23 protein-coding genes are annotated in these 22,757 nt (G+C 66.4%); 9 read left to right on the top strand and 14 right to left on the bottom strand.

All coding sequences use genetic code 11. The features are described from left to right. Positions 1-9: 9 nt before the first annotated feature. The 6 genes from GGC64_RS22715 to GGC64_RS22690 all read right to left on the bottom strand — a co-directional run bounded on the left by GGC64_RS22715 (position 10) and on the right by GGC64_RS22690 (position 6,503). Positions 10-1,308 carry a hypothetical protein gene (locus GGC64_RS22715; protein WP_192724762.1) on the bottom strand — a complete coding sequence of 433 codons (1,299 nt, stop codon included), beginning with the start codon at positions 1,306-1,308 and terminating at the stop codon, positions 10-12. Next, a complete protein-coding gene (locus GGC64_RS22710; RefSeq protein ID WP_192724761.1) occupies positions 1,305-1,730 on the bottom strand; it encodes a hypothetical protein in 426 nt (141 codons plus the stop codon). The genes GGC64_RS22715 and GGC64_RS22710 overlap by 4 nt, the downstream gene beginning before the upstream one ends. After that, positions 1,727-1,909 (bottom strand): hypothetical protein, encoded by a 183-nt coding sequence (locus GGC64_RS22705; protein WP_192724760.1) that lies wholly within the window; start codon positions 1,907-1,909, stop codon positions 1,727-1,729. The genes GGC64_RS22710 and GGC64_RS22705 overlap by 4 nt, the downstream gene beginning before the upstream one ends. Beyond that, positions 1,906-3,762, bottom strand: a complete 1,857-nt coding sequence (locus GGC64_RS22700) for a hypothetical protein (protein ID WP_192724759.1) — start codon at positions 3,760-3,762, stop codon at positions 1,906-1,908. The genes GGC64_RS22705 and GGC64_RS22700 overlap by 4 nt, the downstream gene beginning before the upstream one ends. An 83-nt stretch (positions 3,763-3,845) precedes the next feature. Continuing rightward, entirely contained in the window at positions 3,846-5,306 is a 1,461-nt protein-coding gene (locus GGC64_RS22695; RefSeq protein ID WP_192724758.1) for an aminotransferase class I/II-fold pyridoxal phosphate-dependent enzyme, read from the bottom strand. A gap of 18 nt (positions 5,307-5,324) precedes the next feature. Beyond that, complete coding sequence (locus GGC64_RS22690) at positions 5,325-6,503, bottom strand: zinc-dependent alcohol dehydrogenase (RefSeq protein WP_192724757.1); 1,179 nt, start codon at positions 6,501-6,503, stop codon at positions 5,325-5,327. 80 nt (positions 6,504-6,583) lie between these two features. Here GGC64_RS22690 and GGC64_RS22685 point away from each other — a divergent pair, with 80 nt between their 5' ends. Next, the gene (locus tag GGC64_RS22685; protein ID WP_192724756.1) at positions 6,584-8,899 is read left to right on the top strand and encodes a hypothetical protein; all 2,316 of its coding nucleotides are present in this window, start codon (positions 6,584-6,586) and stop codon (positions 8,897-8,899) included. Continuing rightward, positions 8,896-9,648 carry an SDR family NAD(P)-dependent oxidoreductase gene (locus GGC64_RS22680; RefSeq protein ID WP_192724755.1) on the top strand — a complete coding sequence of 251 codons (753 nt, stop codon included), beginning with the start codon at positions 8,896-8,898 and terminating at the stop codon, positions 9,646-9,648. The genes GGC64_RS22685 and GGC64_RS22680 overlap by 4 nt, the downstream gene beginning before the upstream one ends. Here the strand turns inward: GGC64_RS22680 and GGC64_RS22675 are convergent. Together GGC64_RS22675 and GGC64_RS22670 are read right to left on the bottom strand one after the other, a co-directional pair. Continuing rightward, the gene (locus GGC64_RS22675) at positions 9,630-10,406 is read right to left on the bottom strand and encodes an isocitrate lyase/phosphoenolpyruvate mutase family protein (RefSeq protein ID WP_192724754.1); all 777 of its coding nucleotides are present in this window, start codon (positions 10,404-10,406) and stop codon (positions 9,630-9,632) included. The genes GGC64_RS22680 and GGC64_RS22675 overlap by 19 nt on opposite strands. Positions 10,407-10,449: 43 nt before the next feature. Further along, a complete protein-coding gene (locus GGC64_RS22670) occupies positions 10,450-11,832 on the bottom strand; it encodes an acyl-CoA dehydrogenase family protein (RefSeq protein ID WP_192724753.1) in 1,383 nt (460 codons plus the stop codon). A gap of 36 nt (positions 11,833-11,868) precedes the next feature. Between GGC64_RS22670 and GGC64_RS22665 the strand changes: the two genes are divergently transcribed. Further along, complete coding sequence (locus tag GGC64_RS22665) at positions 11,869-12,390, top strand: hypothetical protein (RefSeq protein ID WP_192724752.1); 522 nt, start codon at positions 11,869-11,871, stop codon at positions 12,388-12,390. Here the strand turns inward: GGC64_RS22665 and GGC64_RS22660 are convergent. Beyond that, positions 12,330-12,968 carry an FMN-binding negative transcriptional regulator gene (locus GGC64_RS22660; protein WP_192724751.1) on the bottom strand — a complete coding sequence of 213 codons (639 nt, stop codon included), beginning with the start codon at positions 12,966-12,968 and terminating at the stop codon, positions 12,330-12,332. The two genes, GGC64_RS22665 and GGC64_RS22660, sit on opposite strands and share 61 nt — an antisense overlap. Positions 12,969-13,031: 63 nt before the next feature. Here GGC64_RS22660 and GGC64_RS22655 point away from each other — a divergent pair, with 63 nt between their 5' ends. Continuing rightward, entirely contained in the window at positions 13,032-13,340 is a 309-nt protein-coding gene (locus GGC64_RS22655) for a hypothetical protein (protein WP_192724750.1), read from the top strand. On the opposite strand, the gene GGC64_RS22650 is transcribed toward GGC64_RS22655, so the two are convergent. Genes GGC64_RS22650 through GGC64_RS22640 form a run of 3 tightly spaced genes read right to left on the bottom strand, consistent with a single transcriptional unit; the run spans position 13,337 to position 14,656 of the window. Next, the gene (locus tag GGC64_RS22650) at positions 13,337-13,636 is read right to left on the bottom strand and encodes a DUF222 domain-containing protein (protein ID WP_192724749.1); all 300 of its coding nucleotides are present in this window, start codon (positions 13,634-13,636) and stop codon (positions 13,337-13,339) included. The two genes, GGC64_RS22655 and GGC64_RS22650, sit on opposite strands and share 4 nt — an antisense overlap. 60 nt (positions 13,637-13,696) lie before the next feature. Next, positions 13,697-14,161 carry a nuclear transport factor 2 family protein gene (locus tag GGC64_RS22645; RefSeq protein WP_192724748.1) on the bottom strand — a complete coding sequence of 155 codons (465 nt, stop codon included), beginning with the start codon at positions 14,159-14,161 and terminating at the stop codon, positions 13,697-13,699. A gap of 9 nt (positions 14,162-14,170) precedes the next feature. Beyond that, positions 14,171-14,656, bottom strand: coding sequence for a flavin reductase family protein (locus tag GGC64_RS22640; protein ID WP_192724747.1), 486 nt, complete (start codon positions 14,654-14,656; stop codon positions 14,171-14,173). Between the two features lie 23 nt (positions 14,657-14,679). Between GGC64_RS22640 and GGC64_RS22635 the strand changes: the two genes are divergently transcribed. After that, a complete protein-coding gene (locus tag GGC64_RS22635; RefSeq protein WP_192724746.1) occupies positions 14,680-15,135 on the top strand; it encodes a PPOX class F420-dependent oxidoreductase in 456 nt (151 codons plus the stop codon). A gap of 2 nt (positions 15,136-15,137) precedes the next feature. Here the strand turns inward: GGC64_RS22635 and GGC64_RS22630 are convergent, their stop codons facing one another. Next, the gene (locus tag GGC64_RS22630) at positions 15,138-15,527 is read right to left on the bottom strand and encodes a DUF3224 domain-containing protein (RefSeq protein ID WP_192724745.1); all 390 of its coding nucleotides are present in this window, start codon (positions 15,525-15,527) and stop codon (positions 15,138-15,140) included. A gap of 203 nt (positions 15,528-15,730) precedes the next feature. Here GGC64_RS22630 and GGC64_RS22625 point away from each other — a divergent pair, with 203 nt between their 5' ends. Genes GGC64_RS22625 through GGC64_RS22615 form a run of 3 tightly spaced genes read left to right on the top strand, consistent with a single transcriptional unit; the run spans position 15,731 to position 18,739 of the window. After that, positions 15,731-16,957 (top strand): glycosyltransferase family 4 protein, encoded by a 1,227-nt coding sequence (locus GGC64_RS22625; RefSeq protein WP_192724744.1) that lies wholly within the window; start codon positions 15,731-15,733, stop codon positions 16,955-16,957. After that, positions 16,951-17,682, top strand: coding sequence for a class I SAM-dependent methyltransferase (locus GGC64_RS22620; RefSeq protein ID WP_192724743.1), 732 nt, complete (start codon positions 16,951-16,953; stop codon positions 17,680-17,682). The genes GGC64_RS22625 and GGC64_RS22620 overlap by 7 nt, the downstream gene beginning before the upstream one ends. Continuing rightward, positions 17,669-18,739 carry a prenyltransferase gene (locus GGC64_RS22615; protein WP_192724742.1) on the top strand — a complete coding sequence of 357 codons (1,071 nt, stop codon included), beginning with the start codon at positions 17,669-17,671 and terminating at the stop codon, positions 18,737-18,739. The genes GGC64_RS22620 and GGC64_RS22615 overlap by 14 nt, the downstream gene beginning before the upstream one ends. On the opposite strand, the gene GGC64_RS22610 is transcribed toward GGC64_RS22615, so the two are convergent. Then, positions 18,736-20,064, bottom strand: a complete 1,329-nt coding sequence (locus GGC64_RS22610) for a cytochrome P450 (protein WP_225952137.1) — start codon at positions 20,062-20,064, stop codon at positions 18,736-18,738. The genes GGC64_RS22615 and GGC64_RS22610 overlap by 4 nt on opposite strands. A gap of 85 nt (positions 20,065-20,149) precedes the next feature. On the opposite strand from GGC64_RS22610, the gene GGC64_RS22605 reads away from it, so the two are divergent. Next, positions 20,150-22,753 carry a LuxR C-terminal-related transcriptional regulator gene (locus GGC64_RS22605; RefSeq protein ID WP_370582258.1) on the top strand — a complete coding sequence of 868 codons (2,604 nt, stop codon included), beginning with the start codon at positions 20,150-20,152 and terminating at the stop codon, positions 22,751-22,753. The last annotated feature ends 4 nt before the right edge of the window (positions 22,754-22,757 follow it).

The raw sequence follows: 22,757 nt of genomic DNA, 5'->3' as shown, positions 1-22,757 counted from the left end.
GCCGTCACCCTACCCGCCGAACAGCAGATAGAGCCCGGTGAAGGTGTACCCGACCATCACCAGCATCATCGCCAGCTGTCCGGTCAGCTGATGGCCTGCGGGCAGTATGCGCAACGCCCTGTCGTGCGCGGCGATCACCGCCGCGATGTGTCCTGCGACCACACAGCAGACCTTGATTGTCGCCAGCACCGAAGGATGCATGGAAAGCACATAATTCGCCTGCACGTCGTGCAGGCCGAGCAGCAGGATGATCGTCTGTTGTCCGCGCTCGACGAGGTAGGTCAGGTAGTGCGCGAACACATAGCCGATGACGATCGGGACCAGCGAATGCGCCATCAGACCGGGCAATTCGCGACGGCGCGCCGGGTCGACGCCGCCGGTCGCGCGCGCAGCGAGCCAGAACGTGCCCGCCACCACGCCAGCGAAGACCAGCAGGCCCGCGGTCTTCATCAGCGTCGCCGTCGCGGCAGAGTCGGTGTGGCCGTCGACGAAGCCCCGCCACTGCGGAGAAGCCGAAAAGCTGTCGAACGCAGTCGATCCCAGCAGCACGGCGAGCACCGCGAGAGTGCCGGCCCGCACCGGCAGCGACGGCAGGTGGTCGAACGGGTTGCCGATTGCAATGCGGCCGTCGTCGTTGCGGCGAAACAGCGACAGCCGCGACGCCACCACGCTGTACACCTCGAACGGGTCGGCGCGCGCACACCAGCGCTGCCCGCAGAGCAGCGCGCCGGACAGCGTCACGGCCAGATAGGCGATCAGCCAAATCTTGATGGCGCCAAGGGATCCCGGGTCAGGGCTGGCGAGCTCGAGCCAGACGAACGCAAACAGGCCGGCCGCCGCAGGCCAGTAACCAGCCCGCTCCGGATAGCGCAACCCCACTGACCGCCGGCCCAGCAACCGGTGCACGGTGCGCACCGGAGAGATGACCCGCCACACCGGTCCAACGGCCAACGACAGCGCCACCAGCCCGACCCAGAGCAACACGTAGAACACGCCGGGCAACGGGTTCGTCGCATCCTGCGGGCCGAACCAGCCCGCGATCGCCACCCACCCTGCGAACAACAGCGCCGCGATCCCGACAGCCCATCGGGTCACTCGCGCGTCGACGAGCGCTGTCACCCAGCGCGGCAGCGCACGGCCCTGTTTGTCGGGGTCGAACCGAGGCCGTCGCCATGCCAGCGCGACGACCGCGAATGTGAACGTCAGCGCCCATGCCCCGCCAATGAGTGCGTAGCTCAACGGGATTGGCAGATCGGTCGAGCCGCCGAGGCCGTGGGCCAGTAACTCGGTCGACCGATCAGTTGTCACTGCACCGTGATGGTCGCGACGGTCTTGTTCAGCTTGTGCAGCTCCACGTCGACCTTGCCGGGCACGTCGACGGTGAACTGGAAGATCTGCATCGGCTTGGCCTCGACGTTGAAGCTGTGCTCGGGCGTGGAGTGCACGTGCAACTCATCGGCGGCGTCGCTGTTGACGCGCACGACGATCTGCTCCTTGACGGCCGCCTGCAGTTGTTGATTGGTCGGCGTGACGTTACCGCCCTTGATGTCGACATCGATTTCGAGCCGGGCCGGGGGCGCCTGCTCGTTCGACATGTCCGAGGGACTGACGGTCGACGGCTGGCTGGCCGAAGTGCTGTTCGACGCGCTGTTCGAGCTGTTCGAACCGCCGCATCCGGCGGTGATGAGCGCGGCGGCGGTGATGATCACAAGGGTCCTGGATGTTGTCACGGTGAACCATCTTGGCCCGAGGCGTCCGAACTCTCACGTTGAGGGTCCTCGCCTTTGCGGCGGTCGCGCACCGCCACATAGATCACCACGCCCGCGACAGCTATCGCCGGTGCGAACGCCGGTATCGCGAGCAGCAACCCGTGGTGGGCCAGTATCTCGACGTGCGGTTGTCCGGTCACGCCTGCGCCGTCGGTTGAAGCTCGGCCTTGCTGCCCGAGGCCTCGCTGCGGTTGATTCGCCCTGCGCCCCAACTGAGTCCACCCAGCATGACGAGCGTGCAGAACAGCACAGTCAGGCAGCCGATGGTCCACAGCACCGCCGGGGTCTCGGGGTTGCGCTCACGCTGCAGGATCGTGACCTCGGCAACGAACGGCCGGGTGAACGTGGCGTCGGCAGGAACTTCTTTGGCGCCGATGCCGGGATCGCCCGCGAGGTAGATCGGCACTGCGGTCAACGTGTTTCCGTCGTGCAGGCGCAGCAACGTCTTCCAGGTGCCCCAAACCGGCACGGGCTCGGTGCTGCGGTAGTGGCCGGGGCCGAGTTTCTCGAGGTTGTTGATCACCCGGCCCCGCTCGTTGTTCAGATGACCTTGCCAAGCGAGTATCGCTACCCAGTTGGGGTTCTCGCTGATGAAGTTCGGCGGATTGATCCGCGCATCGACGTTCACCATCCGCTGGCCGGGGCTGGCCGGGGCTTCGGTGAGAGTGACCGTGGCCGTGACGTTTTGGGGGACGTTATAGCGCAGCCCATTGGCTGTCGCCCCGCCGATGGCCAGGATGGTCAGCACCACCAGACCGATGCTGATCGCACGCGAAGGCAGCCTTTGCGAGGAGACCACCAGACCGAACATCGCACCGCAGCAACCGGTCAGTATGGCGACGGGGATGGCCATGGCCAATGCTTCGGGCCAGATGCTGGTGGGCCAGGGGAAGTAGTAGACAGTGTCGATCCACAACGATTCGAGCCAGAGCCCGACGGTGGCCACGGCAAGGCCGCTCACGGCGCCGAACACCACGGGCCGCTTGTATAGCGGTGTCAGGCCGACCAATTCGACGACGATCGCCGATCCGAGATACAGCGCAAACCAGTTGATCGGCGCGCCGAGAATCGGGCCGACAACGAGTGCAACCCCGCCGCGAAGCACGATCGCCAACAGAGCCGCGATGATCGCTGCGCCGCGACCCAGCATGATGCGGGCAGCCACCAACGCGAACGCGCCCGCGGCAGCGATGAGCATCGGCTGGAACACCTGGCGGAATTGCGGTACGCCGAAATCGAATTCGATCTGATAAACCGACAAACCGACGATGATGCCGCCGAACCCGAGGTACTGGACGAACTTGATGCCGATGCCGCCCGTCGGCGCATCATCGCCCATGGCCCTCAGACCCTCATGGTTGAGCAGAATCGCTGACAGCGTCGAGAAGCCGGCGCCGCCGATCATCATCAGGTGGGTCGGTCCCCACAGCGTCACGTCCTGGCCGAAGATGCGGTGCCAGATGTCGTCGAGGGGGAAACCGAGCAACGCGTACAGGCCGCAACCGGCCATCAGGATGCCGCCGACAGGGGCATACCAATCTCTGGTGATGCGGACGGCCGATGGGCCCGGCTTCTCGTACGGCAGCACGCACGCCATGCAGCCGGCGATGAACAACAGGAACAGCCCGAACAGGATGAAGTAGTGCGCGGGGTTGGCCAGCGGACCCGGGTCGCGGCCCTTGCCGATGTGCAGGCTGACATCCCAGATGAACCCGAACAACGCGCAGATCAGCGTCGCGATGAACAACGCCATCGGCAGTGCCACCCACGGCGGACGCTTGAACTTGCCGGCCGCCCACTCCGCGAGGCTGTTGAGCCACGTGATGCGGCGCTGCCGGTGCAGGTACCCGATCCACAGCAGACCTGCCGTGACCACCAGCGCGACCACCGACATGCCGATCACTTGGTCGAGTGCCGCACCCCCGCCCTCAGTGCCCTGAGCAAGCACAGAAAAGTGCTCTGAACTGGTCGAATACCCCGTCGAATACGTCATTGCCATCCCCACCGCTGACTGTCGTCGGACGAACTGACTCGTGAGTAATGTTGCCAGAAGCTCCCCAGTCGAAACCAGGGGTATCAGGTAACCGCGACTTTGAACGTCTTCAATGTCGGGTCGGCGGCGTCGGGGACGTTCATCCCGGCGTCGAGCCCGGAGCGCAGGTAGTCGATCACGGCGTCGTTGAGCCGTTCGCCCGGCACCACGGCCGGGATACCAGGCGGGTACGGGGTGATCTGCTCGGCCGAGATGCGGCCGCCGGCCTTCTCCGCCGGCACCTCTTCGACCTTGCCGAAGAACGCGTCCCGCGGCAGTTGGACGTTCTCGAGTTCGATCCCCCGCGGCGACGGCAGTCGCATCGGCGGCGGCGAGTCGAAGTCGTTGGCCGCCTTTCGCCAACCCCACAGCGCATCGAGCAGTCGCTCGCCGGTGGCCTTGTCGTCGGCGAACGTGATGGTCGCCAGGATCCGCCGGTGATCGCTCATGCCCACGTCGATCTGCTTGTGCTCGCGCAGCCAGTCGGCGGCCTGATAACCAGACGTTCCCGTCGCCGAAACGTCCATCAGGATCTGAAGCCGGTCGAGGTCGTGGGACGCCTCGTGGCCGAGGAGCTCGTCGTCGAGCACCTCGACGTCGGGAATCAACTCGATGTCGTCACGCAGCCCTCGCACCAATTCCAGTGTGTCGCCGAGCAATTGGCGGCCGTGCTCGACCATCTGTCGCCGCCAGCCGTCCATCGCCGCGTACACCATGACGTTGGGGCTGGTGGTCATCAGCAGGTCAGCGCACGCCGACAACCGATCCTGGTCCACCAGGTCACCCTGCAGATGGAACACCGACCCCTGCTCGAACCCGGCGCCCATCTTGTGGACGCTGACCACACACACGTCGGCGCCCGCGTCCATCGCCCATGTCGGCAGGTCTTCATGGAACGGCAGATGTGCGCCCCATGCCTCGTCGACGATCAGCGGTTTACCGCGTTCGTGGCACACCTTCGCAATGCCCTCCAAATCGGCGCAGGTGCCGTATGGGCTGGGGCTGACCACCAACGCGCCTGCCGCGTCGGGGTACCGGTCCCAGACTTCGCGGTAGTCCTGCGGCGACGGCGGGTGGGAGATGTGGCGTTCGGCGTCCCACTGCGGAGTCACCCACCGCGCCTGCACGCCGGAGAAGATCAGCCCCGCGACGATCGACTTGTGGCTGTCGCGGGGGACCAGCAGACTCCCGTCGCCGCCCGCCACTGCCATCATCGCCGCCTTCACCGACAGCGAACTGCCGCACGTCGAGAACCATGCGACGTCGGCGCCGACCGCCTCGGCCATCAGGTCTTCGGCGCGCTTCAGATACTTGTTGCTGGTTCTGCGGTCATCGAGGCCGCCACTGGCGAGCAGGTCGTCCCGAAAGGGTTCGTGGCCGAGCACGGCCAGCACGCGGTCGTCGACGCCGCGACCCTGCCGATGTCCCGGTGGGGTGTATCCGTACCGGTTGCTCTTGCGGTAGCCGACAAGGGCATCAAGGATCGGCGCTTCGGATTGATCCATGATCGGCGGAGTACCCGTTTACGGCGTGAGTACCACCTTGACCATGCCGTCCTGCTTCTTCTGGAACGTCTCGTAGGCGTCGGGTGCAGCTGTCAGCGGCAGTCGGTGAGTGGCGAACTGCTCGACTCCCAGCGGATCCTCGGCGGTCAGCAGCGGCATGATGTCGGGCACCCACTTCTTGACGTTGGCCTGGCCCATCCGCAACTGAATCTGTTTGTCGAACAACGACATCATGTTGATCGGGTCTGCCGCTCCGCCGTAGACGCCGGACAGCGAGATGGTGCCGCCCCTGCGCACCAACGCGATCGCGGAGTTCAGTGCGGCCAGGCGGTCGACCCCTGCCTGCTTCATCACCACGCGACCAACCGGTGAAGGAAGGAAGCCGGCGGCGGTCTGCATGGTCTCGGCGATGGGCGAGCCGTGAGCTTCCATCCCGACCGCGTCGATCACCGAGTCGGCGCCGCGGCCGTCGGTGTGGCTCAGCACCACGTCGTGCACGTCTTCTTTTCGCAAATCGATGACGTCAGTGCAGTATTCGCGGGCGCGGTCCAGTCGCTCCTCGACCAGGTCCACTCCGATCACCCGGCAACTCTTGCGGTGCGCCGCGATCCGGCACGCCATCGAACCGATCGGTCCGAGACCGAGCACGACGAGCGTGCCACCGTCGGGGACGTCGGCGTACTCCACGGCCTGCCACGCGGTGGGCAGCACGTCCGACAGGTACACGTACCGCTCGTCCGGCCCGTCCTGCGGCACCTTGATGTGGGTGTACTGCGCCTGCGGCACCCGCAGATACTCCGCCTGGCCGCCGGCCACCTCGCCGTACAACTTGGAGTAGCCGAACAGCGCAGCGCCGGTGCCCTGGTCGCGATTCTGCGTCGTCTCGCATTGGCTCTGCAGTCCGTGGTCACACATGAAGCAGCTGCCGCAGGAGATGTTGAACGGAATCACGACGCGGTCTCCGACGGCCAGGGTGTCGACCTCGCGGCCGACTTCTTCGACGACGCCCATCGCTTCGTGGCCGAGGATGTCGCCCGGCGTCATGAACGCTCCGAGCACCTCATACAGGTGCAGATCCGATCCGCAGATGTTCGTGCTGGTTACTCGGATGATCGCGTCGGTGGGCTCCTTGATCGCCGGATCGGGCACCGTGTCCACGGACACCTTTCGCCTGCCCTGCCACGTGACTGCTCGCATGTGTGTGCTCCTTGCAGATTCGTCGTTTCTACGGGCGTGCCCATCTCGGCGATCGCCAAACCTCGGGCAAGGATGGGGGGATGACCGACATCGGAACGGTCGTGGAGTTGCGGGTGCACGGCGTCTCGGGTGCACCGCCAGAAGCGCTGCTCGGCTGTCCCCCCGAGGACGTCGAGCGGACCGCAGGCGACGCGGATGCCGGCTTCTATCGCCGAAAGCCGGGGATCGACGAGGCGGCCGGCCCGTCAAAGCCCGACGGGTGGCGCAGGGTGATGGAGGCGTATTCGTGGGGCGCGTTGACATCCGGTAAGGCCAGCCGCGCGCTGTGGCTGCTGTTTCTGCCGTTCATCCTGATCGACCTCGCGCACTGGATGTTGCCGCCCGCGGGCCGAAGGCGTCCCGCCGCCATCTCGGTGACATTGCTGCGGTTGATCGCCTTGTCGTTCACGTTGACGCTGATGCTCGCCGCGGCGATCGCGGTGATGGATGTAATCGTCTGGCAGTGCGTGGGTTTGGACTACTGCAGCGCGGGTCCGTTGACGTTCATGGAAGCGTGGCCCCGCGGTTGGCAGCTGGCGGCGAGCGCGCTGCCGCTGGTGGCGGCAATCGCGTTGTTGTGGCGGCTGGGTGCCGAGGAGACGAAGGTCGACACGGATGGCCGTGACGCACCGCCGAGTCCTGCTGTGCTGGAGCAAGATACGCCGCTGGCGCAGAACTCGTTCTGGAATCCCGACGAGTCGGTGCTGCGGCTGCGCTACTGCCATGTGACGGCGTGGGCGGCCGGGTTGGCCGCCGTGGTGTTGGCCGCACCGGTGCAGTACGCCGCGTCGCCTACCGCCCGCACGGTGGGCATTGGCCTGCTGGCGGTCAACGGCCTGCTTCTGCCCACCGCCGTATTGGCCACCGCCTCGAGCAAGGCCACCGCGCGCGGCGGAAACGGCGTCAACCATGTGACACGCCCGCTGAACGCGGTGCGGGTCGTATCGCTGGGAATGCTTGTCGCAGCGCTGCTTTGGGCCGGCGTTGCCGACGTGTCCTATCCGACCGCTCCGGGACACCTGCCGGGCCTGCACATGGCGATCTATGTCTTGTTCGTCGTGCAGGTGGTGATGCTGTGCGCGTTGTTTGTGTTCACCGCGTTGTCGATGCGCGGTACACAAACCGCGGAGCGAACCACACGCGACGGCGGCTACCGGATGACGCTCAGCGGATTCACCGGACCTTTTGTGGCGTTGGTCGGTTGGCTCATCGGCGGCGGGTTCAGCGTCGGTGTCGGCCTCGGGATTGCGCAGGTGTTCGGCAGGCCCGTGCTGTCCGCCGAGACTGCGCAGACACCGAAGGTAGATGCGCCGCTGATCGTGCCGCCGCCGTATGTCTGGGCGGCCGTTGCCACCGTCGCGACGATCGCTGTCGCAATCGCGGTGGGCGCGTACGTGTGGCTGCGGGTCATTCCGAGACGCGTCGAAAGCCAACTGCGTGAAGTGCGCACCGACTACCCCGGCGTCACCGGCCCCAGTGCACAGCTCGACACGATTGCTCGGGCACGGGCGTTGGCGTCACTGACCGACGTCGGCGCCCGCAGCTTGGCAGCCATGGCGCTGGTCGCCGTGATAACAACCGCGGGCGCGCTGATCGTGAATCTTTCAGTGCCCCAGTTCAGTTCGTTCAACTGGTCGACATGGATCTTTCGGATCAGCGTGTTCATCTCCGCCGCACTGGCGGCCGGCTTGGTGCTGCTGGCCGCGGCGGCCTATCGGAACCGCCAACTGCGACGCGCGGTGGCCATCCTGTGGGATGTGGTGACATTCTGGCCACGCGCCAATCACCCGTTGACTCCGCCGTCGTATGGCGCCCGAACGGTGTGGGATGTGCGGTTGCGGCTCGACGGGTTCAGGCGAGCCGGTGTCCCAGTCGTACTCGTCGCCCACAGCCAGGGCACCGTGATCGCGGGAGCGACGCTGCTGCAGGCGAATACGGCAACCGAGCACTACCCCCTGCTGACGTTCGGCTCACCGCTGCGGCGGCTGTACGCGCAGAACTTCCCGGCCTACTTCGGCGCCGAGGCGTTGGGACGGTTGCGGCAGTGGCAGCTGCAGCCGAACGAACAGTGGATCAACCTGTGGTGCTGCTCCGACCCGATCGGGGCGTGGATCTTCGACGACGAGAACACCGAACTGCGACTGGCACAGAGCGAGGACATCGACTGGCGCCTGTTTGATGTACCGCGGACGGGGTCGGTACCGGACCCCGGGGGACGGGTCTGCGGGCACTCCGGTTTCTGGACCCGCAAGGAGTACGACGACGCCATGACCGCCCTCCAGTCCACGGTGCTGCCAGAAGGATCTGCGCCGGCCGATACCAGCGCGACGGCGCCGCCGACGAAGGAGTTGCAATGACCTTCGAAAGTCGCACCGCCCTGATCACCGGCGGCGCGATCGGCTTTGGCAGGGCGTTCGCGAGGGCACTGGCAGCCGGGGGCGCCAACGTCGTACTGGCCGACATCGACGTCGACGGAGCCGAACGCACTGCGGCCGAACTCGTTTCGTCGGGGGCTCACGCGATCGCGGTGGACTGCGACGTCGCCGACGCGGACCGGGTAGACGCCGCAGTCGCCGCGGCGAGCGCGCAGTTCGGCGGTATCGACATCGTCATCAACAACGCCGGTCTGCACCTGACGAAGTACAACCAGCCCTTCGGGGCGTTGTCGCGTGACGAGATCCGCAACCTCTTCGACGTCAATGTGATGGGCGTGATCAACGTGACATTGGCGTGCCGGGATTCGATGCGCGACCGCGGGGGCGGTGTCGTGCTGAACATCTCGTCGATTGCCGGCTATCAGAGCGCGACGCCGTACGCGGTGTCCAAGCTGACCGTCCGTGGTCTGACCGTCGCGTTCGCGACCGAACTGGCGCCGGACCGCATCCGGGTCAACGCGATAGCTCCCGGCCTGATGAGCACCGAGAACGCGCTTGCCGATCTGCCGACACCGCTGATCGACGAATTCGTGCAACGACTCCAGCTCGTGCACCGGCTCGGCACAATGGACGACGTCGTGTCGGCGATGTTGTTCCTGTGTTCGGACGAGGCGTCGTTCATCACCGGTGAGACGCTCAAGGTCAGCGGCGGCTACCCGCTGAACTTCTGATCGGCGTAGCGCACGAGGCGGGCCTGCATCTCGGGGTAGGGGTCGGCCGCGGGCACCTCGGTGGCGTCGCGCAGCGCGACGGCGGCCTGCGCTGCGGCGCGAATTGCGGCGCGGTACGGCAGTGAGCCCGTGGATACCCTTCGCACGCCGAGTTCGGCGAGTTCTGCGAGCGAGTGACCGGGGATGGCAAGGGCATTGACGGGTACCGGAATCTCTGTCGTGAGCTGACGTACCACGTCGGGGTCGGTGGCGCCGGGGACGAAGATGCCGTCGGCGCCTGCTTCGACGTATCGCGCGGCACGGGTGAGCGTCGCTGTCACCGTGGCATCCTGGCCGAGCCAGTAGGTGTCGACGCGGGCGTTGACGAACACGTCGGGCGAACGATGTTTGATGGCTTGCACTTTCGCCGCATGCCGGCCGGGGTCGATCAGCTTCTCGTCGGTGCTGTCCTCGATGTTGATGCCGGCGGCCTGCAGTCGGGTGACGTATTCGGCGACCTGGCCGGGGTCATCGGCGTAGCCGTCTTCGATGTCCATGCTGACGTAGCAGTCCAGCGGTTGCAGTGCGGCGGCGAGGGCGAGGTTGGCCTCTTTGGTGGCTCGGCCGCCGTCGGGTCTGCCGAGGCTGGATGCGACGCCGAAGCTCGTCGTGCCGACAGCGGTGAAGCCACATTCCAGCAGCGCCAGCGCAGACGGCACATCCCAGGCGTTGGGCAGCAGCAGCGGAACGTCGCGATAGTGCAGGTCCCGAAACGTCACTCGCCGGTCCTGACCGCCATCGCGGACACCTTTCACTTGCGGGTCACTTGCGGGGCGGACGCAAAGCGTTCATCGCCAACCGCATTATCGGGCCGGGGACGCGATCCTTGGCCGCAAGCGCCGCATCGGCCGCCCTGCCGCGCAGTGGCGTGCCGCGACCGAACCATTTGTTCAGCGGGCCACCGGTCGGCTCCAGGTCCACATGCAGGGGCGGTTTGCCGTCGGCGGCACCGAGCGCATTGGAGATGACCACGCGCTGAATCTCGCTGGTGCCCTCAAAGATGGTGTACAGCTTGGCATCTCGATACCACTTCTCGACAGGATGGTCCTTGATGTAGCCCCAGCCGCCCATGGTCTGGATCGCGCGTTCGGTGGTGCGCACGGCGAGTTCGCTGGCGGCAAGCTTGGCCATCGAGCCTTCACCGCGCTCGAACGGCACCCCGGTCGCGGCCATCCAGGAGGCCCGCCAGGTCAGCAACCGCGCGGCGTCCAGTGCGGTGGCCAGGTCGGCCAGCGGGAACGCGATGCCCTGGTTGTCGATGATCGGGGCGCCGAAAGCCTCGCGTCTGTTGGCATACTCGGTCGCGTATTCCAGTGCGGCCCTGGTGATTCCGAGCGCCTGTGCGGCGACCATCGGGCGGGTCTGCTCGAAGGTGCCCATGGTGGCTGAGCCGGAATGCTTGGCGCCCTCGATCGCTTCGCGGGCCTTGGCGAGCTTGTGCTCGAGCTTTTCCTGACCGCCGAGCAGGTTGGCGCCTGGCACCCGAACGCCGTTGAACTTCAGCTCGGCGGTGTGCGACGCGCGACAGCCGAGCTTGTCGAGTTTGCGCACGAGTTCCAGGCCAGGCGTGCCGCCCGGCACGATGAACAGCGCCTGGCCTCGGTGGCCGAGTTCCTCGTCGACCACGGCGTTGACCACGTGCACGTTGGCGATGCCGCCGTTGCCGATCCACATCTTGTGGCCGTCGATGATCCAGTCGTCGCCATCGCGGCGTGCTCGGGTGCGCAGGTTGCGCACGTCGCTGCCACCCTCGGGCTCCGAGATGGCGAGGGCGGCGAGCTTGAGATCGCCTGGTGTGCCGAAACATTCGGGCGCCCACTGCAGCATCTGCTCCGGCGAGGCGGCCTGGCCGATCGCCGAAAGCGCCAATGCAGGCATCACGATCGCAAGCCCGATGCCTGCGCAGCCCCAGAACAGCTCCTCCATGAACATCGGCAGCGACAGCCCGGTCGGGTCGCCGATCAGGTCGCGGTAGAACAGCGGGCTGTAGAACCCTCGGCCTGCGGCCTCCTCCAGCACCGGCCACGGAAACTCCTGGCGCTGGTCGTACTCGAGGGCCACCGGTCTGACGCATTGCTCTGCGAACTCGTGTGTGCGTCGGGCGAGGTCGTGCTGCGCAGCCGTAGGCGTGATGTCGAAGCTCACCAGCGCCGGGTACCCCTCGACCTACCGTGGTAACCGGTGAACCTCGGTGAGCTGAACCTTCGGCAGCGTGACGGCGTGACGTGCGGACCGACCGTCGCAGTAGTCGCGGGTGCGCTGCTGGACCCGGGCCGGGGCGTCGGGCTGTCCGATCCCGCGTGGTTCGCCGACGAACAGGCCAGGGTGCATCGTGAGGTGAACCGGATCTGGCCGCGCCGATTGGGCACCACGCCGATGGGGATGGCGCATGCGCTGAGCGGTTCCGGCGTCCGCTACCGGTGGCGGGTGTTTCGGGGGTGGCGCGACAACTTGTCCGATGTGGGGCGTGCGGTGCAGGCCGGCCGTCCGGTCGCGATGTTGATAGGACGGTTCATCCCGCGGCACTGGGTGCTGATCGTCGAAGTGGCCGGACCGCTGTGGCAGTGCTACGAGCCGTCGTCCGGAGCGGTACGCACGGTGTCGGTCGACGCGGTGAGGCGATCGCGGCTGGCCGCGTTGGGCTATCCCCGGGTGTTCGCGTTCGTGCTGCCGAAAGCCTCGACACGGTCGGCGACGAGCTGATCGCCCGGCGCATCGGATTCCTTGAGCCCTGCCACCACTCCCGTGCGGTTGCGTTCGGGTTGGTTCTGCGACATCTTCGCCTTGCCTTCGACTTTCGCGATCACCAGCTCGACGCCGACGATCGCACGCAGCTGTGCCCGCGTGTAGCTCTCGGGCGCATCGGTGACCTGCCACGGCTGAGCGCGACCTTGCTCGTGCCGGTTCGTCAGCATCGTGACGAGGTCGAGCACCCACTCCGCGTCGTCGTGGGCGACGAGTCGGCCGTAGACGTTCAGCAACTCGTAGTTCCACGTCGGCACGACCTTGCCCGTTTCCGTCTTCGTCGCGTAGAAGCTGGGCGAGATGTAGGCGTGCGGTCCGGAGAAGATCGCCACCGACTCGCAGCCGTCGGCCTTCCAGTGCGGGTTGGCCCGCGACACGTGCCCGACGAGCGAGTGCCGGTCCGCGTCATAGAGCAGCGGCAGCGGCGTCACCATCAACCCCGAGGGGTCGTGTGTGACGAGATGGGCGAAGCCCGCCTGAGCCAGCGCGGCCGCGGTTTCCTCGTCGGCAAGTGCGAACTGTCTAGGTATGTACATGGCAGCTTCAGCGTAAAGCGGTCAGCAACCGGGATGCGGTCCATTCGAACGTATGATCGAACAGTGGGCGAGCTCCAATCGATCGGCTACAACGGGCAGCCCGTGCAGCAGGCCTTCCGCCGCGTCGACCCGCCGGTCGCGGTGCTGGTGGACCTTGCTGCGCTGTTCCCGCGCGAGCCGCATCGTGGCGGCGGCTACAACCCCGCCGGCCTGCAGATGCACTCCGTCGTCGACGGCAGGCTGACCTGTTGGGGCATCTGCGAGCAGGGCTATTGGTGGGGACTGGTCACCTACGAGATCGCCTATGGTTCGCGACGCAAGTCGGTGACCCACTGGATTCCGGCATGGGTGCTCAAGCGAAAAACCGACTAGGCCGGCATCGCGTCGTCTATGCGCCGCTGCGCTTCCCCCGGCGAGATGCGCAGTCGCCTCGCGAGTGCCTCCGCCCGCGACGATCCACCGAACGTCGCGGGGTCGGGTGCAGAGATGAGCAGCCCGATGAGTCGTCGGCTCAGTCCGGCCGCGGCCTTGTCCAGTGTCTCCAGCCGCTCGATGAGCGCATAAGTCTCCGATCGAGACAATGCCTCGAGCGGCAAGGCGGAAAGTGTGCGATAGCCGGATTCAACGGCCTCGAGCGCTCCGATGACCTCGTCCTTGGTAGTTCTCATACCGCAACCATGCCCGGGCCCACCGACAACACCGCGAAGTCGGACGACTGAAGGGCTTCGTTACCCGCGCGCGGCGGCTTCTTGGAGCACGGCCCGGTCGCCTTCTTCATAGAGCCGATCGATCCGCATATAGGTGACTCGCCAACGCGTTGCGCAACGCCGGAGGTGGTGGGTGTAGACACCGCCGACGGTCCAGAATCGGTCATCGAGCCGATGGGTCGCCCGCACGTGTGACCGGGTGGTTGCCTCGTCGCCGGCGCCGTCGACCTGCACGTTGGTAATCAGATGTTGGGTGGCGTCGAAACCCTGAAGCGTCGAGCGCCATTGCCCGACCAGCGCCGCACCGGCCGCTGTGGTCACCTCGCCACCGAAAAGGCTCGTGTAGTCGGTGCGCACGTCGTCGGCAAGTAGCTCCGTCACGCGATCCCATTGCCGGACGTCGCAATAGAAACCCACCCCGGTCACAGTCTCGGCGATGGCGTGCCGGTCCAATGCCGAAAGTGGCTGTGCCGCAGGATTTGTCACCGCTGAATTCTAGGCCTCATGGCCCGGGTCGAGGTCGCGAACATCAGAGAACGTGACCAGTTGCTCGAACCCTTCGGGGGCGTCGCCCGCTACGGGTTCGAGCAGGAAACCGACGTGGTCGCCGAGGTCGTAACGGTTGCGCACTTCGCCTGCGAACCACCCGGCGGCTTCGTCGAGGATCGGCAAGTCGTGCGGGCCGCGATGCCATGCGCAGCGCGCGAACTTGTCGGTGTGATCGCCGGTTTCGCCGCCGAACAGCCTGGCGAGTTCGCCGTGCTGTCGCTCGAGGAGGTGGACCGCCAGGTGGCTGGCGTGCTCGGCGACGCGAAAGGTGCGGTTGCGTTTCGACAGTCCCGTCAAGAACCGCGGCGGGTGGATGCTCGTCTGGCTGGTGAACCCGACAAGGCAACCGGCCAACTCGTCACCGGAGCGCGTGGTGACGACGAACATCGGATAGTCGAGCAGAGCGACCAGCTTCTCGAAGGGTTGCGTCATGGCCGCGTCGCTAAGGTTGTGGCATGGCCAGAAAGTACGCGACTGCGGACGCAGTCGAGTTGCCCGATCTGCTCGATTTCATCCGGCCGCGACATCGCATGGTGCTCACCACATTTCGCGCTGACGGATCGCTGCAGACCTCGCCGGTGTCCGGCGGGGTCGACGACGCCGGTCGCATCGTGATTTCCAGCTACCCCCAGCGGGCCAAGTCGGCGAATGTTCGTCGCACCCCGCAGGCCAGTGTGTTGGTGTTGTCCGATGAATTCAATGATGCCTACGTCCAGGTCGACGGCGACGCCGAGGTGATCGAACTGCCCGACGCCGTCGAACCGCTGGTCGACTACTACCGCTCCATCGCAGGCGAGCACCCTGACTGGGCCGAATACCGGCAGGCGATGGTCGATCAGGGCAAGTGCCTGATCCGCGTCACTCCCCGACGCTGGGGTCCCGTTGCGACGGGCGGCTTCCCTCCGCAATAGCGCTACCACGCGCCGTCGAGGTCCAGCGTCATCGTGCCCGCCGGATCGGCGCGGAACTTTCCGGTGCCTGCCACCTTCGCCAGCCCCTGGGTGCCCGCAGCGACCCTCAGCTCCGCGGCCGCCACGCCGTCGCGGTACTGACCGTCGTGCAACAGCACCACGCCACCCTTCTTGCCGCCGATCGTCCCGGTGATGTGTTCGACGCCGACGAACAACGCGCTCTTGTCGGGCGCGTAGGCCAGTAACCACTTCGTCGTGGACGTGCCCTGGATGTCACCCTCATAGCGCTTCGCCACCAGCGCCTCGGTCAGCTTCGTTGCGTCGTCGCCGTCCTCGAACGGCGTCTCGTCCCAGCTGGCGATCTCGAAACGAGCTTCGATGTGTCTGCTCATAGGGGGCCGGGTACCCCGGACGACAGGTCCGGAATCGACGGGCCGACCAGCGCGCTTCGCGCCGCCTGTGATAGTCAGGGCTAGGTGGCCGCATTGCGTCCGCTAGCACGTCAAACTATAGTCTGGACACATGTCCAGAGGGTTCGGAGTTACTGCGTGACAGCATTTGCCCAGCTCACCGGCCCTCGATCTTTGCGCTGACCATGCGCATCGCGTTGTTGTCCTACCGGAGCAAAACTCATTGCGGCGGGCAGGGGGTCTACGTCCGGCACCTCTCGCGCGGCCTCGTCGAACTCGGTCATGACGTCGAGGTGTTTTCCGGCCAGCCCTATCCCGAGGTGCTCGACCCGCGCGTGCGCCTGACGAAGGTGCCCAGCCTCGACCTGTACCGGGAGCCCGATCCGTTCCGCATTCCGCGGCCGAGCGAGATCCGCGACCGCATCGACATGCTCGAGCTGCTGACGACGTGGACAGCCGGTTTCCCCGAGCCGCGCACCTTCACGATGCGTGCCGCCCGGCTGCTGAGCCGGCGACTCGGCGACTTCGACGTCGTGCACGACAACCAGAGCCTGGGCACCGGGCTGCTGGACCTCGCCGAACTGGGCCTGCCGGTGGTGGCGACGGTGCACCATCCGATCACGCGCGATCGTGTCCTGGACGTGGCGGCCGCGCAGTGGTGGCGGAAACCGTTGGTCCGTCGTTGGTACGGGTTTGCCGAGATGCAGAAGAAGGTGGCCCGCCAGATTCCCGAGCTGCTGACGGTGTCCTCGACGTCGGCAGCCGACATCGCCGAAGACTTCGAGGTCACACCGAGCCAGCTGCACGTGGTGCCCCTCGGTGTCGACACCGCGTTGTTCCAGCCCGCTGAAAAGCGGGTGCGCAACCGGATCATCGCGATCGCCAGCGCCGACGTACCGCTCAAGGGCGTCAGTCACCTGCTGCACGCGGTGGCGCGGCTGCGCGTCGAACGCGATCTCGAGCTACAGCTGGTGGCCAAGCTCGAACCCAACGGGCCGACCGAGAAGCTGATCGCCGAACTGGGCGTCTCGGACATCGTCCACATCTCCAGCGGGCTGAGCGACACTGAGCTGGCAGATCTGCTCGCATCGGCCGAAATCGCTTGCATCCCTTCGCTGTACGAAGGCTTCTCGCTGCCTGCCGTTGAGGCGATGGCCAGCGGCACCCCGATCGTGGCCAGCCGTGCAGGGGCGTTGCCCGAGGTGGTCGGTGCCGACGGCGAGTGCGCCCGACTGGTGCGGCCCGCCGACGTCGACGAGCTGACCAGTGTCCTAGGGCAGCTGTTGGACTCGCCGCAGGAGCTGGCGCGCTTGGGGGCCGCAGGGCGTCGCCGCGCAGTCGAGGTGTTCAGTTGGGAATCGGTTGCGGCGCAGACCGTCGCGGTCTACGAGAAAGCAATGGCTAAATGCTGACTGTCGACTTCGACCGGCTGGGCGTCGGTGCCGGCACGAAGGTGATCGATGTGGGGTGCGGCGCGGGCAGACACTCATTCGAGGCCTACCGGCGCGGCGCCGACGTGATCGCGTTCGACCAGAGCGCGGCCGACCTCAACGACGTCGACGAGATACTGCAGGCGATGAAGGACCAGGGCGAGGCGCCGTCCTCGGCGCGGGCCGAAGCTGTCAAGGGCGACGCGCTCGACTTGCCTTATGCCGACGGCACTTTCGACTGCGTCATCGCATCGGAGATCCTCGAGCACGTCCCCGAGGACGACAGGGCCATCAGCGAACTCGTTCGGGTGCTGAAACCCGGCGGCTCGCTGGGCATCACGGTGCCGCGGTGGCTGCCGGAGAAGGTGTGCTGGGTGCTTTCGGACGAATACCACGCCAACGAAGGCGGCCACATCCGGATCTACCGGGCCGACGCGCTGCGCGACAAGGTACTGGCGCACGGCCTGCGGTTGACGCACACGCATCACGCGCACGCGCTGCATGCGCCGTTCTGGTGGCTGAAATGTGCTGTGGGAACCTCGAACAACGATCACCCCGCCGTGGCGGCGTACCACAAACTGCTGGTCTGGGACATGATGGAGCAGCCCTGGCTCACCCGCACCGCGGAGTCGCTGCTGAATCCGCTGATCGGCAAGAGCGTGGCGCTGTACTTCAGGAAGCCGGTAAAGACTGTTGCTGTCTCCTGAGCTTCCCGGCGTTCCCGGCGTGCTGACGCCGGCGCAGTGTCGTCAGACCGCGCAGTCGATCGCCGCAACTCAGGAATCCTCTGGCGCGATCCCCTGGTTCGACGGCGGGCACACCGATCCGTGGGACCACGTGGAGAATGCGATGGCCCTCACCGTCGCAGGGCTTTTGGAGCCGGCTCGGGCCGCGTTCGAGTGGTGCCGCAATGCCCAGCGACCGGACGGCTCCTGGCCCATCCAATTGCGCAACGGCGCGATCGAAGACGCCAACAGCGACAGCAACTTCTGCGCCTATATCGCAACTGGCGTCTGGCATCACGTGCTGATCACTCGCGACCGCCAGTTCGCCGAGACGATGTGGCCGGTGGTCGCCAAGGCCATCGACTTCGTCGTCGACCTGCAGGCCAGTGGCGGTGAAATCGCTTGGGCCAGAAGCTCTTCCGGCCCTGAGCCGGAGGCGCTGCTAACGGGCTGTGCCAGCATCTACCACAGCATCAGATGCGCGCTTGCCCTGGCGGACTACTTCGGTGATCCACAACCGGAATGGGAAGTCGCTGTCGGTCAGTTGGGTCACGCGATCGCCCACCACCCCGAGGCGTTTGTGATCAAGGACCGTTGGTCGATGGAGTGGTACTACCCGGTGCTCGGCGGCGCCTTACGCGGGCCGGCGGCGCGCGAACGCATCGACGAACGATGGGACGACTTCGTGGTACCGGGCCTTGGCATCCGGTGCGTCGACGACCGGCCGTGGGTCACCGGAGCCGAAACCTGCGAACTGGTGATGGCATTGGACGCCATCGGCGATTCGGCCCGTGCGCACCAGCAGTTCGCGGCGATGCACCACCTCCGCGAAGAGGACGGCTCCTACTGGACCGGCCTGGTGTACGCCGACGGCAAGCGGTGGCCGGTCGAGCGCACGACGTGGACCGGTGCGGCGATGATTCTCGCTGCCGACGCGCTGTCGAGGACCACTGCTGCCAACGGCATCTTCCGCGGCACCGACCTGCCGCGCGGCCTCGAAGGCGAGTACGACTGCGCCTGCGCCGCCAGCGAGCGCTAGCCGTCCCGGCGGCGGACACGGACCAGGGCGCCACGCGCCGGGGCCAGCGCGACGCCGCGTGTCTGCCATCTTTCGTCGCGGGCGCTCGAGGCTTGAATCGCATAGTCGCGCAGCAAGGTTCGCAAGACGATGCGCATCTCCATCGTCGCGAATGCCGCGCCGATGCAACGACGGACGCCGCCGCCATACGGGATCCACTGCGCCGGATCGGGGCGTTGAGCCGTGAAGCGACCGGGATCGAAGCGGGCGGCGTCATGGAAGACCGACTCGTCGGCATGCAGCAGCCCGATGCTGGCGACGATCGTGTGCCCTTGCGGGATGGACCACGGACCGATCTGCAGGGTCGGGGCCTTCACCTGGCGGAAGGTCGTATCGATGACGGGGCGGATCCGCAGCACCTCAAAGAGGGTCGCGGTCAACAGTTCCTCGGAGCCGGCATCGAGGTCGACGACGAGACGCTCGAGCAGCGCCGGGTGTCGCTGCAACCGCTCGAGGGCCCAGGCAAGCGCGGTGGCCGTCGTCTCGTGACCGGCGGCGAGCAGGGTGATCAACTCGTCGGCGATCTCGTCGCGACTCATCGGCGACCCGTCGTCGTAGCGACTCCGCAGCATCAACGCCAGCACATCGTCACGATCGGCCAGACCTGGGTCGGCCAGCGTGTTGCCGATCAGTCGGTTGACGATTGCGTCGTATTCGCGGCGGTATCGCAAGAACCGACCCCACGGACTCCACGCGCCCCAATCCCATTGCGGTACAGGGATCATCGCGAGCCTTGAGCCGAGCTTGATCCCCGCGGGCAGGATCTCCCGCAGCCGTTCCAGCTCCTGTCCCTCGGCGCCGAAGACGGCACGCAGGATCACGTTCAGCGTGATGCGCATCATCGACGGCAGCGCCGCGAAGGCCTCATTCTCGGGCCATGTCGAGAATTCCTGGGCCGCTTCGCGTTCGATGATCGACTCGTAAGCGGCCAACCGCCTGCCATTGAACGACGGTGTCAATAACTTGCGGCGAGCGCGGTGCCGATCACCCATCATCGCGAACATCGAGTTCGGTCCCATCACCCGGCCGAGGTTCGCATCGGTGGTGTCGACGAGGTGCGGCGCGGCCTTGAAAAGCTGCCGAATGTCGTTGGGATCGCTGAGGACAACCAGCCGACCGAAGATGGGCAGGTCGATGGTGAAGGCCGAGCCGTAGACGCGCCGCAGCATCTGCAGCGCGATCCTGCGGTTTGTCGACGCCAACGCCCCCTGCACAGTCCGCGGCAGGCGCGGACCCGGCGGCAACTTCACAGCGGTCATCGACGCGTCGCGCTCAATCGTTGTCATGGCGCGGGGATGGTATGCGGGCGAGGCATCCAGTCAATGGACGGAAAGCGACGACCACGCGTCGGCATCCTCTTACGCTATTCGGGTGCGCTTGACGTGGCCCCTGACGGGCCGCTCGGAGGAGATGCAGCTGGTCTCGGCGGCGATCGCACACAAAGACACCGCCGGGATACTCCTATCGGGAGCCGCAGGCGTCGGCAAGAGCCGGATCGCCAGGGAGGCGCTTTCGGCCGCCGAGTCGCGTGGCTGCGAGGTCCACTGGGCCGTCGCCACCACTGCTGCCCGTGCCCTTCCGCTTGGCGCGTTCGCGTCTTTCGTCGGCTCGGCTTCCGGCGACATGCTGCAGCTGGTGCGTGGTGTGATCGAAGCGCTGACCGCCAGACGCCAGAACGCCTGCGTGGTCGTCGCCGTCGACGACGTGCACCTGCTCGACGACCTCTCCACCTTCGTGCTGCAGCAGATCGTGCAGCGCGGAGTCGCCAAGGTGGTGGTGACGGCCCGCGAGGGTGAGCCGATTCCGATGGGGCTGCAGGAGATGTGGACGCGCGAGCAGTTCGAACGCATCGACCTTCAACCGATTTCCCGCGACGAAACCGCGACACTCATCGCGGCGGCGCTGGGCGGTCCCGTTGACGCGGATGCGACGCGTCGCTTGTGGAACCTCACCCGAGGAAATGTCTTGTATCTGCGCAACATCGTTGAACAAGAAGTGGCCGACGGGCGGCTCGCCGAGCGGCATGGCTTCTGGACGTGGACGGGTAAGCCGGTCGTGACGTCGAGCCTGGTCGAGATGATCGAAGCGCGCACAGGTGCACTGTCGGCAGCGGTCGGCGAGGTGATCGACGCGCTGGCGGTGGGCGAACCCATCGAGCTGGCTTCGCTGTGCAGAATCACCGACGCCGCTGCGGTGGAAGAGGCTGACATGCGCGGCCTGATCAAGCTCGACAGCGCCGACGGAAGGGTCGAAGCACGGTTGGCACATCCGCTTTACGGCGAGGTTCGCCGCAACCGAGCGCCATCGACCCGCCTACGCCGACTGCGTGGGTGTGTAGCCGCTGAACTCGCCAACGGCAGCGACGCCGACGACATGCGGACGATCGTGCGGCGCGCGACGTTGAGCATCGACTCCGATCTGGAGCCGGACCCCGAGCTGCTTGTCAATGCCGCCCACGGCGCCGTGTGGCTGGCCGATCTTCCGCTCGCCGATCGGCTTGCCGACGCGGCCATCCGAGCGGGCGGCGGCGCGGAGGCGTACATCATTCGCGGATGCAACCTTTCGGGGCTCAGCCGTGGCGAGGACGCCGAAGCAGTACTGGCCTCCGTCCCAACCGAGGGCTTCACCGGTGCCGATCATGCCCGGCTGGCCTTCGTTCGCGGCATGAACTTGATCTACACGCTGGCTGATCCGGGTCGTGCGAAAGCCGTTGTCGACGAGGTATTTTCACGCACCGGCGCAGACGGCTGCCTCGACGCCTTCCACTCCGTGTATTGGGCCATGCTGGGCAAGCCACAACTTTCGTTGGCGGCGTCGCAGGATCTGGTCCTGACGGACCTACCCGCCGTTGTCGGCGCGCAGGCCGCGTCGCAGATTGCCCTGGCACTGGGAGACGTCGGCCGCACGACAGACGGCGTTGCAGCGGCCGAGGAGGGTTACGCCATCGTGGATGGCTCCTTCGATGCTGAGAACATTCGATTCGTCATCACCACCAGTCATGTCGGCCTGCTGGTGCAGTCGGGTCGCGTGCGTGATGCGGTGCTCGCCGCCGAGGGCTTACGCAGGCGGTGGGCTGATCTGCCGGGTGTCCTTCAGGTGCTCAGCCTCGCCGTCGCAGGCCGTGCCGCCCTGGGAGCCGGTCAGTTGGAGGCCGCATGTGCGATGTTGCAGCCGATCGATTTGTTGATCGCTGAGAGCAACGGCTGGGGGTATCGATACCAGTTACCGCACGCGATCGCGCTGGCCATGCGTGGATCAGCCGATGACGCGGCGGCGGCACTTGCCAGCGCCGAGAAGCATCGCCATCCCAGTCATGGCTGCACTGACTTCGAGCTGGGGCTGGCGCAGGCGTGGGTCGCGGCGGCCCAAGGCATTGTCAGCCAGGCGATTTCGCATGCGCTCGCGGCGGCTGATACCGCTGCAGCCAATGGGCAGCTGGCGGCCGAAGTGGTCTGTCTGCAGGCGGCGACGCAGTTCGGCCACGCGTCCGCGGAGTCCCGCCTGCAAGCCTTGGCCGAGATTGTCGAAGGGCCACGCGCCCCACTGGTGGCCCGATTTGCCGGCGCGTTGCACAGGGGCGATGGAGCCGAACTCGCCGACGTATCCAAGGGTTTCGAGGAGATCGGCGACCTCATCGCGGCGGCAGATGCGGCTGCGCACGCCGCGTTGATATGCCGCGGCCAGGATCTGCGGGGCTCGGCGTACACACATGCAGCCAGGGCGGCGGGGCTGGCCGAATCATGCGGCGGTGCAACGACACCCGCGCTGCGTGAGGCAGTTGAACCCGTGCCGCTGTCGTCGCGCGAACGTGAGATCGTCGCACTGATCGCAGAGGGCCTGACCAACCGCGAAGTCGCCGACCGGTTGTGTCTGTCCGTGCGCACCGTCGAGGGCCACATCTACCGGGCGATGGCCCGGACAGGCACGGCCAGTCGCGAGGAACTCGCCGGGTTGTTGAAGCGGCCGAGTAAATAGCTCG

The organism is Mycobacterium sp. OAS707, from assembly GCF_014873705.1.
Classification (GTDB): domain Bacteria; phylum Actinomycetota; class Actinomycetes; order Mycobacteriales; family Mycobacteriaceae; genus Mycobacterium.
The sequence above is the reverse complement of the archived record's forward strand: the minus strand, read 5'-3'. Positions and strand labels throughout refer to the sequence as shown.

What these genes read in the sequence shown, in the direction of transcription:
- GGC64_RS22635 (WP_192724746.1), top strand. Translation starts at nt 14,680, where the DNA reads ATGGCCAGAAAGTACGCGACTGCGGACGCAGTCGAGTTGCCCGATCTG.
- GGC64_RS22650 (WP_192724749.1), bottom strand. Translation starts at nt 13,636, where the DNA reads ATGAGAACTACCAAGGACGAGGTCATCGGAGCGCTCGAGGCCGTTGAA.
- GGC64_RS22700 (WP_192724759.1), bottom strand. Translation starts at nt 3,762, where the DNA reads ATGACGTATTCGACGGGGTATTCGACCAGTTCAGAGCACTTTTCTGTG.
- GGC64_RS22695 (WP_192724758.1), bottom strand. Translation starts at nt 5,306, where the DNA reads ATGGATCAATCCGAAGCGCCGATCCTTGATGCCCTTGTCGGCTACCGC.
- GGC64_RS22630 (WP_192724745.1), bottom strand. Translation starts at nt 15,527, where the DNA reads ATGAGCAGACACATCGAAGCTCGTTTCGAGATCGCCAGCTGGGACGAG.
- GGC64_RS22660 (WP_192724751.1), bottom strand. Translation starts at nt 12,968, where the DNA reads ATGTACATACCTAGACAGTTCGCACTTGCCGACGAGGAAACCGCGGCC.
- GGC64_RS22685 (WP_192724756.1), top strand. Translation starts at nt 6,584, where the DNA reads ATGACCGACATCGGAACGGTCGTGGAGTTGCGGGTGCACGGCGTCTCG.
- GGC64_RS22680 (WP_192724755.1), top strand. Translation starts at nt 8,896, where the DNA reads ATGACCTTCGAAAGTCGCACCGCCCTGATCACCGGCGGCGCGATCGGC.
- GGC64_RS22625 (WP_192724744.1), top strand. Translation starts at nt 15,731, where the DNA reads ATGCGCATCGCGTTGTTGTCCTACCGGAGCAAAACTCATTGCGGCGGG.
- GGC64_RS22610 (WP_225952137.1), bottom strand. Translation starts at nt 20,064, where the DNA reads ATGACAACGATTGAGCGCGACGCGTCGATGACCGCTGTGAAGTTGCCG.
- GGC64_RS22690 (WP_192724757.1), bottom strand. Translation starts at nt 6,503, where the DNA reads ATGCGAGCAGTCACGTGGCAGGGCAGGCGAAAGGTGTCCGTGGACACG.
- GGC64_RS22620 (WP_192724743.1), top strand. Translation starts at nt 16,951, where the DNA reads ATGCTGACTGTCGACTTCGACCGGCTGGGCGTCGGTGCCGGCACGAAG.
- GGC64_RS22640 (WP_192724747.1), bottom strand. Translation starts at nt 14,656, where the DNA reads ATGACGCAACCCTTCGAGAAGCTGGTCGCTCTGCTCGACTATCCGATG.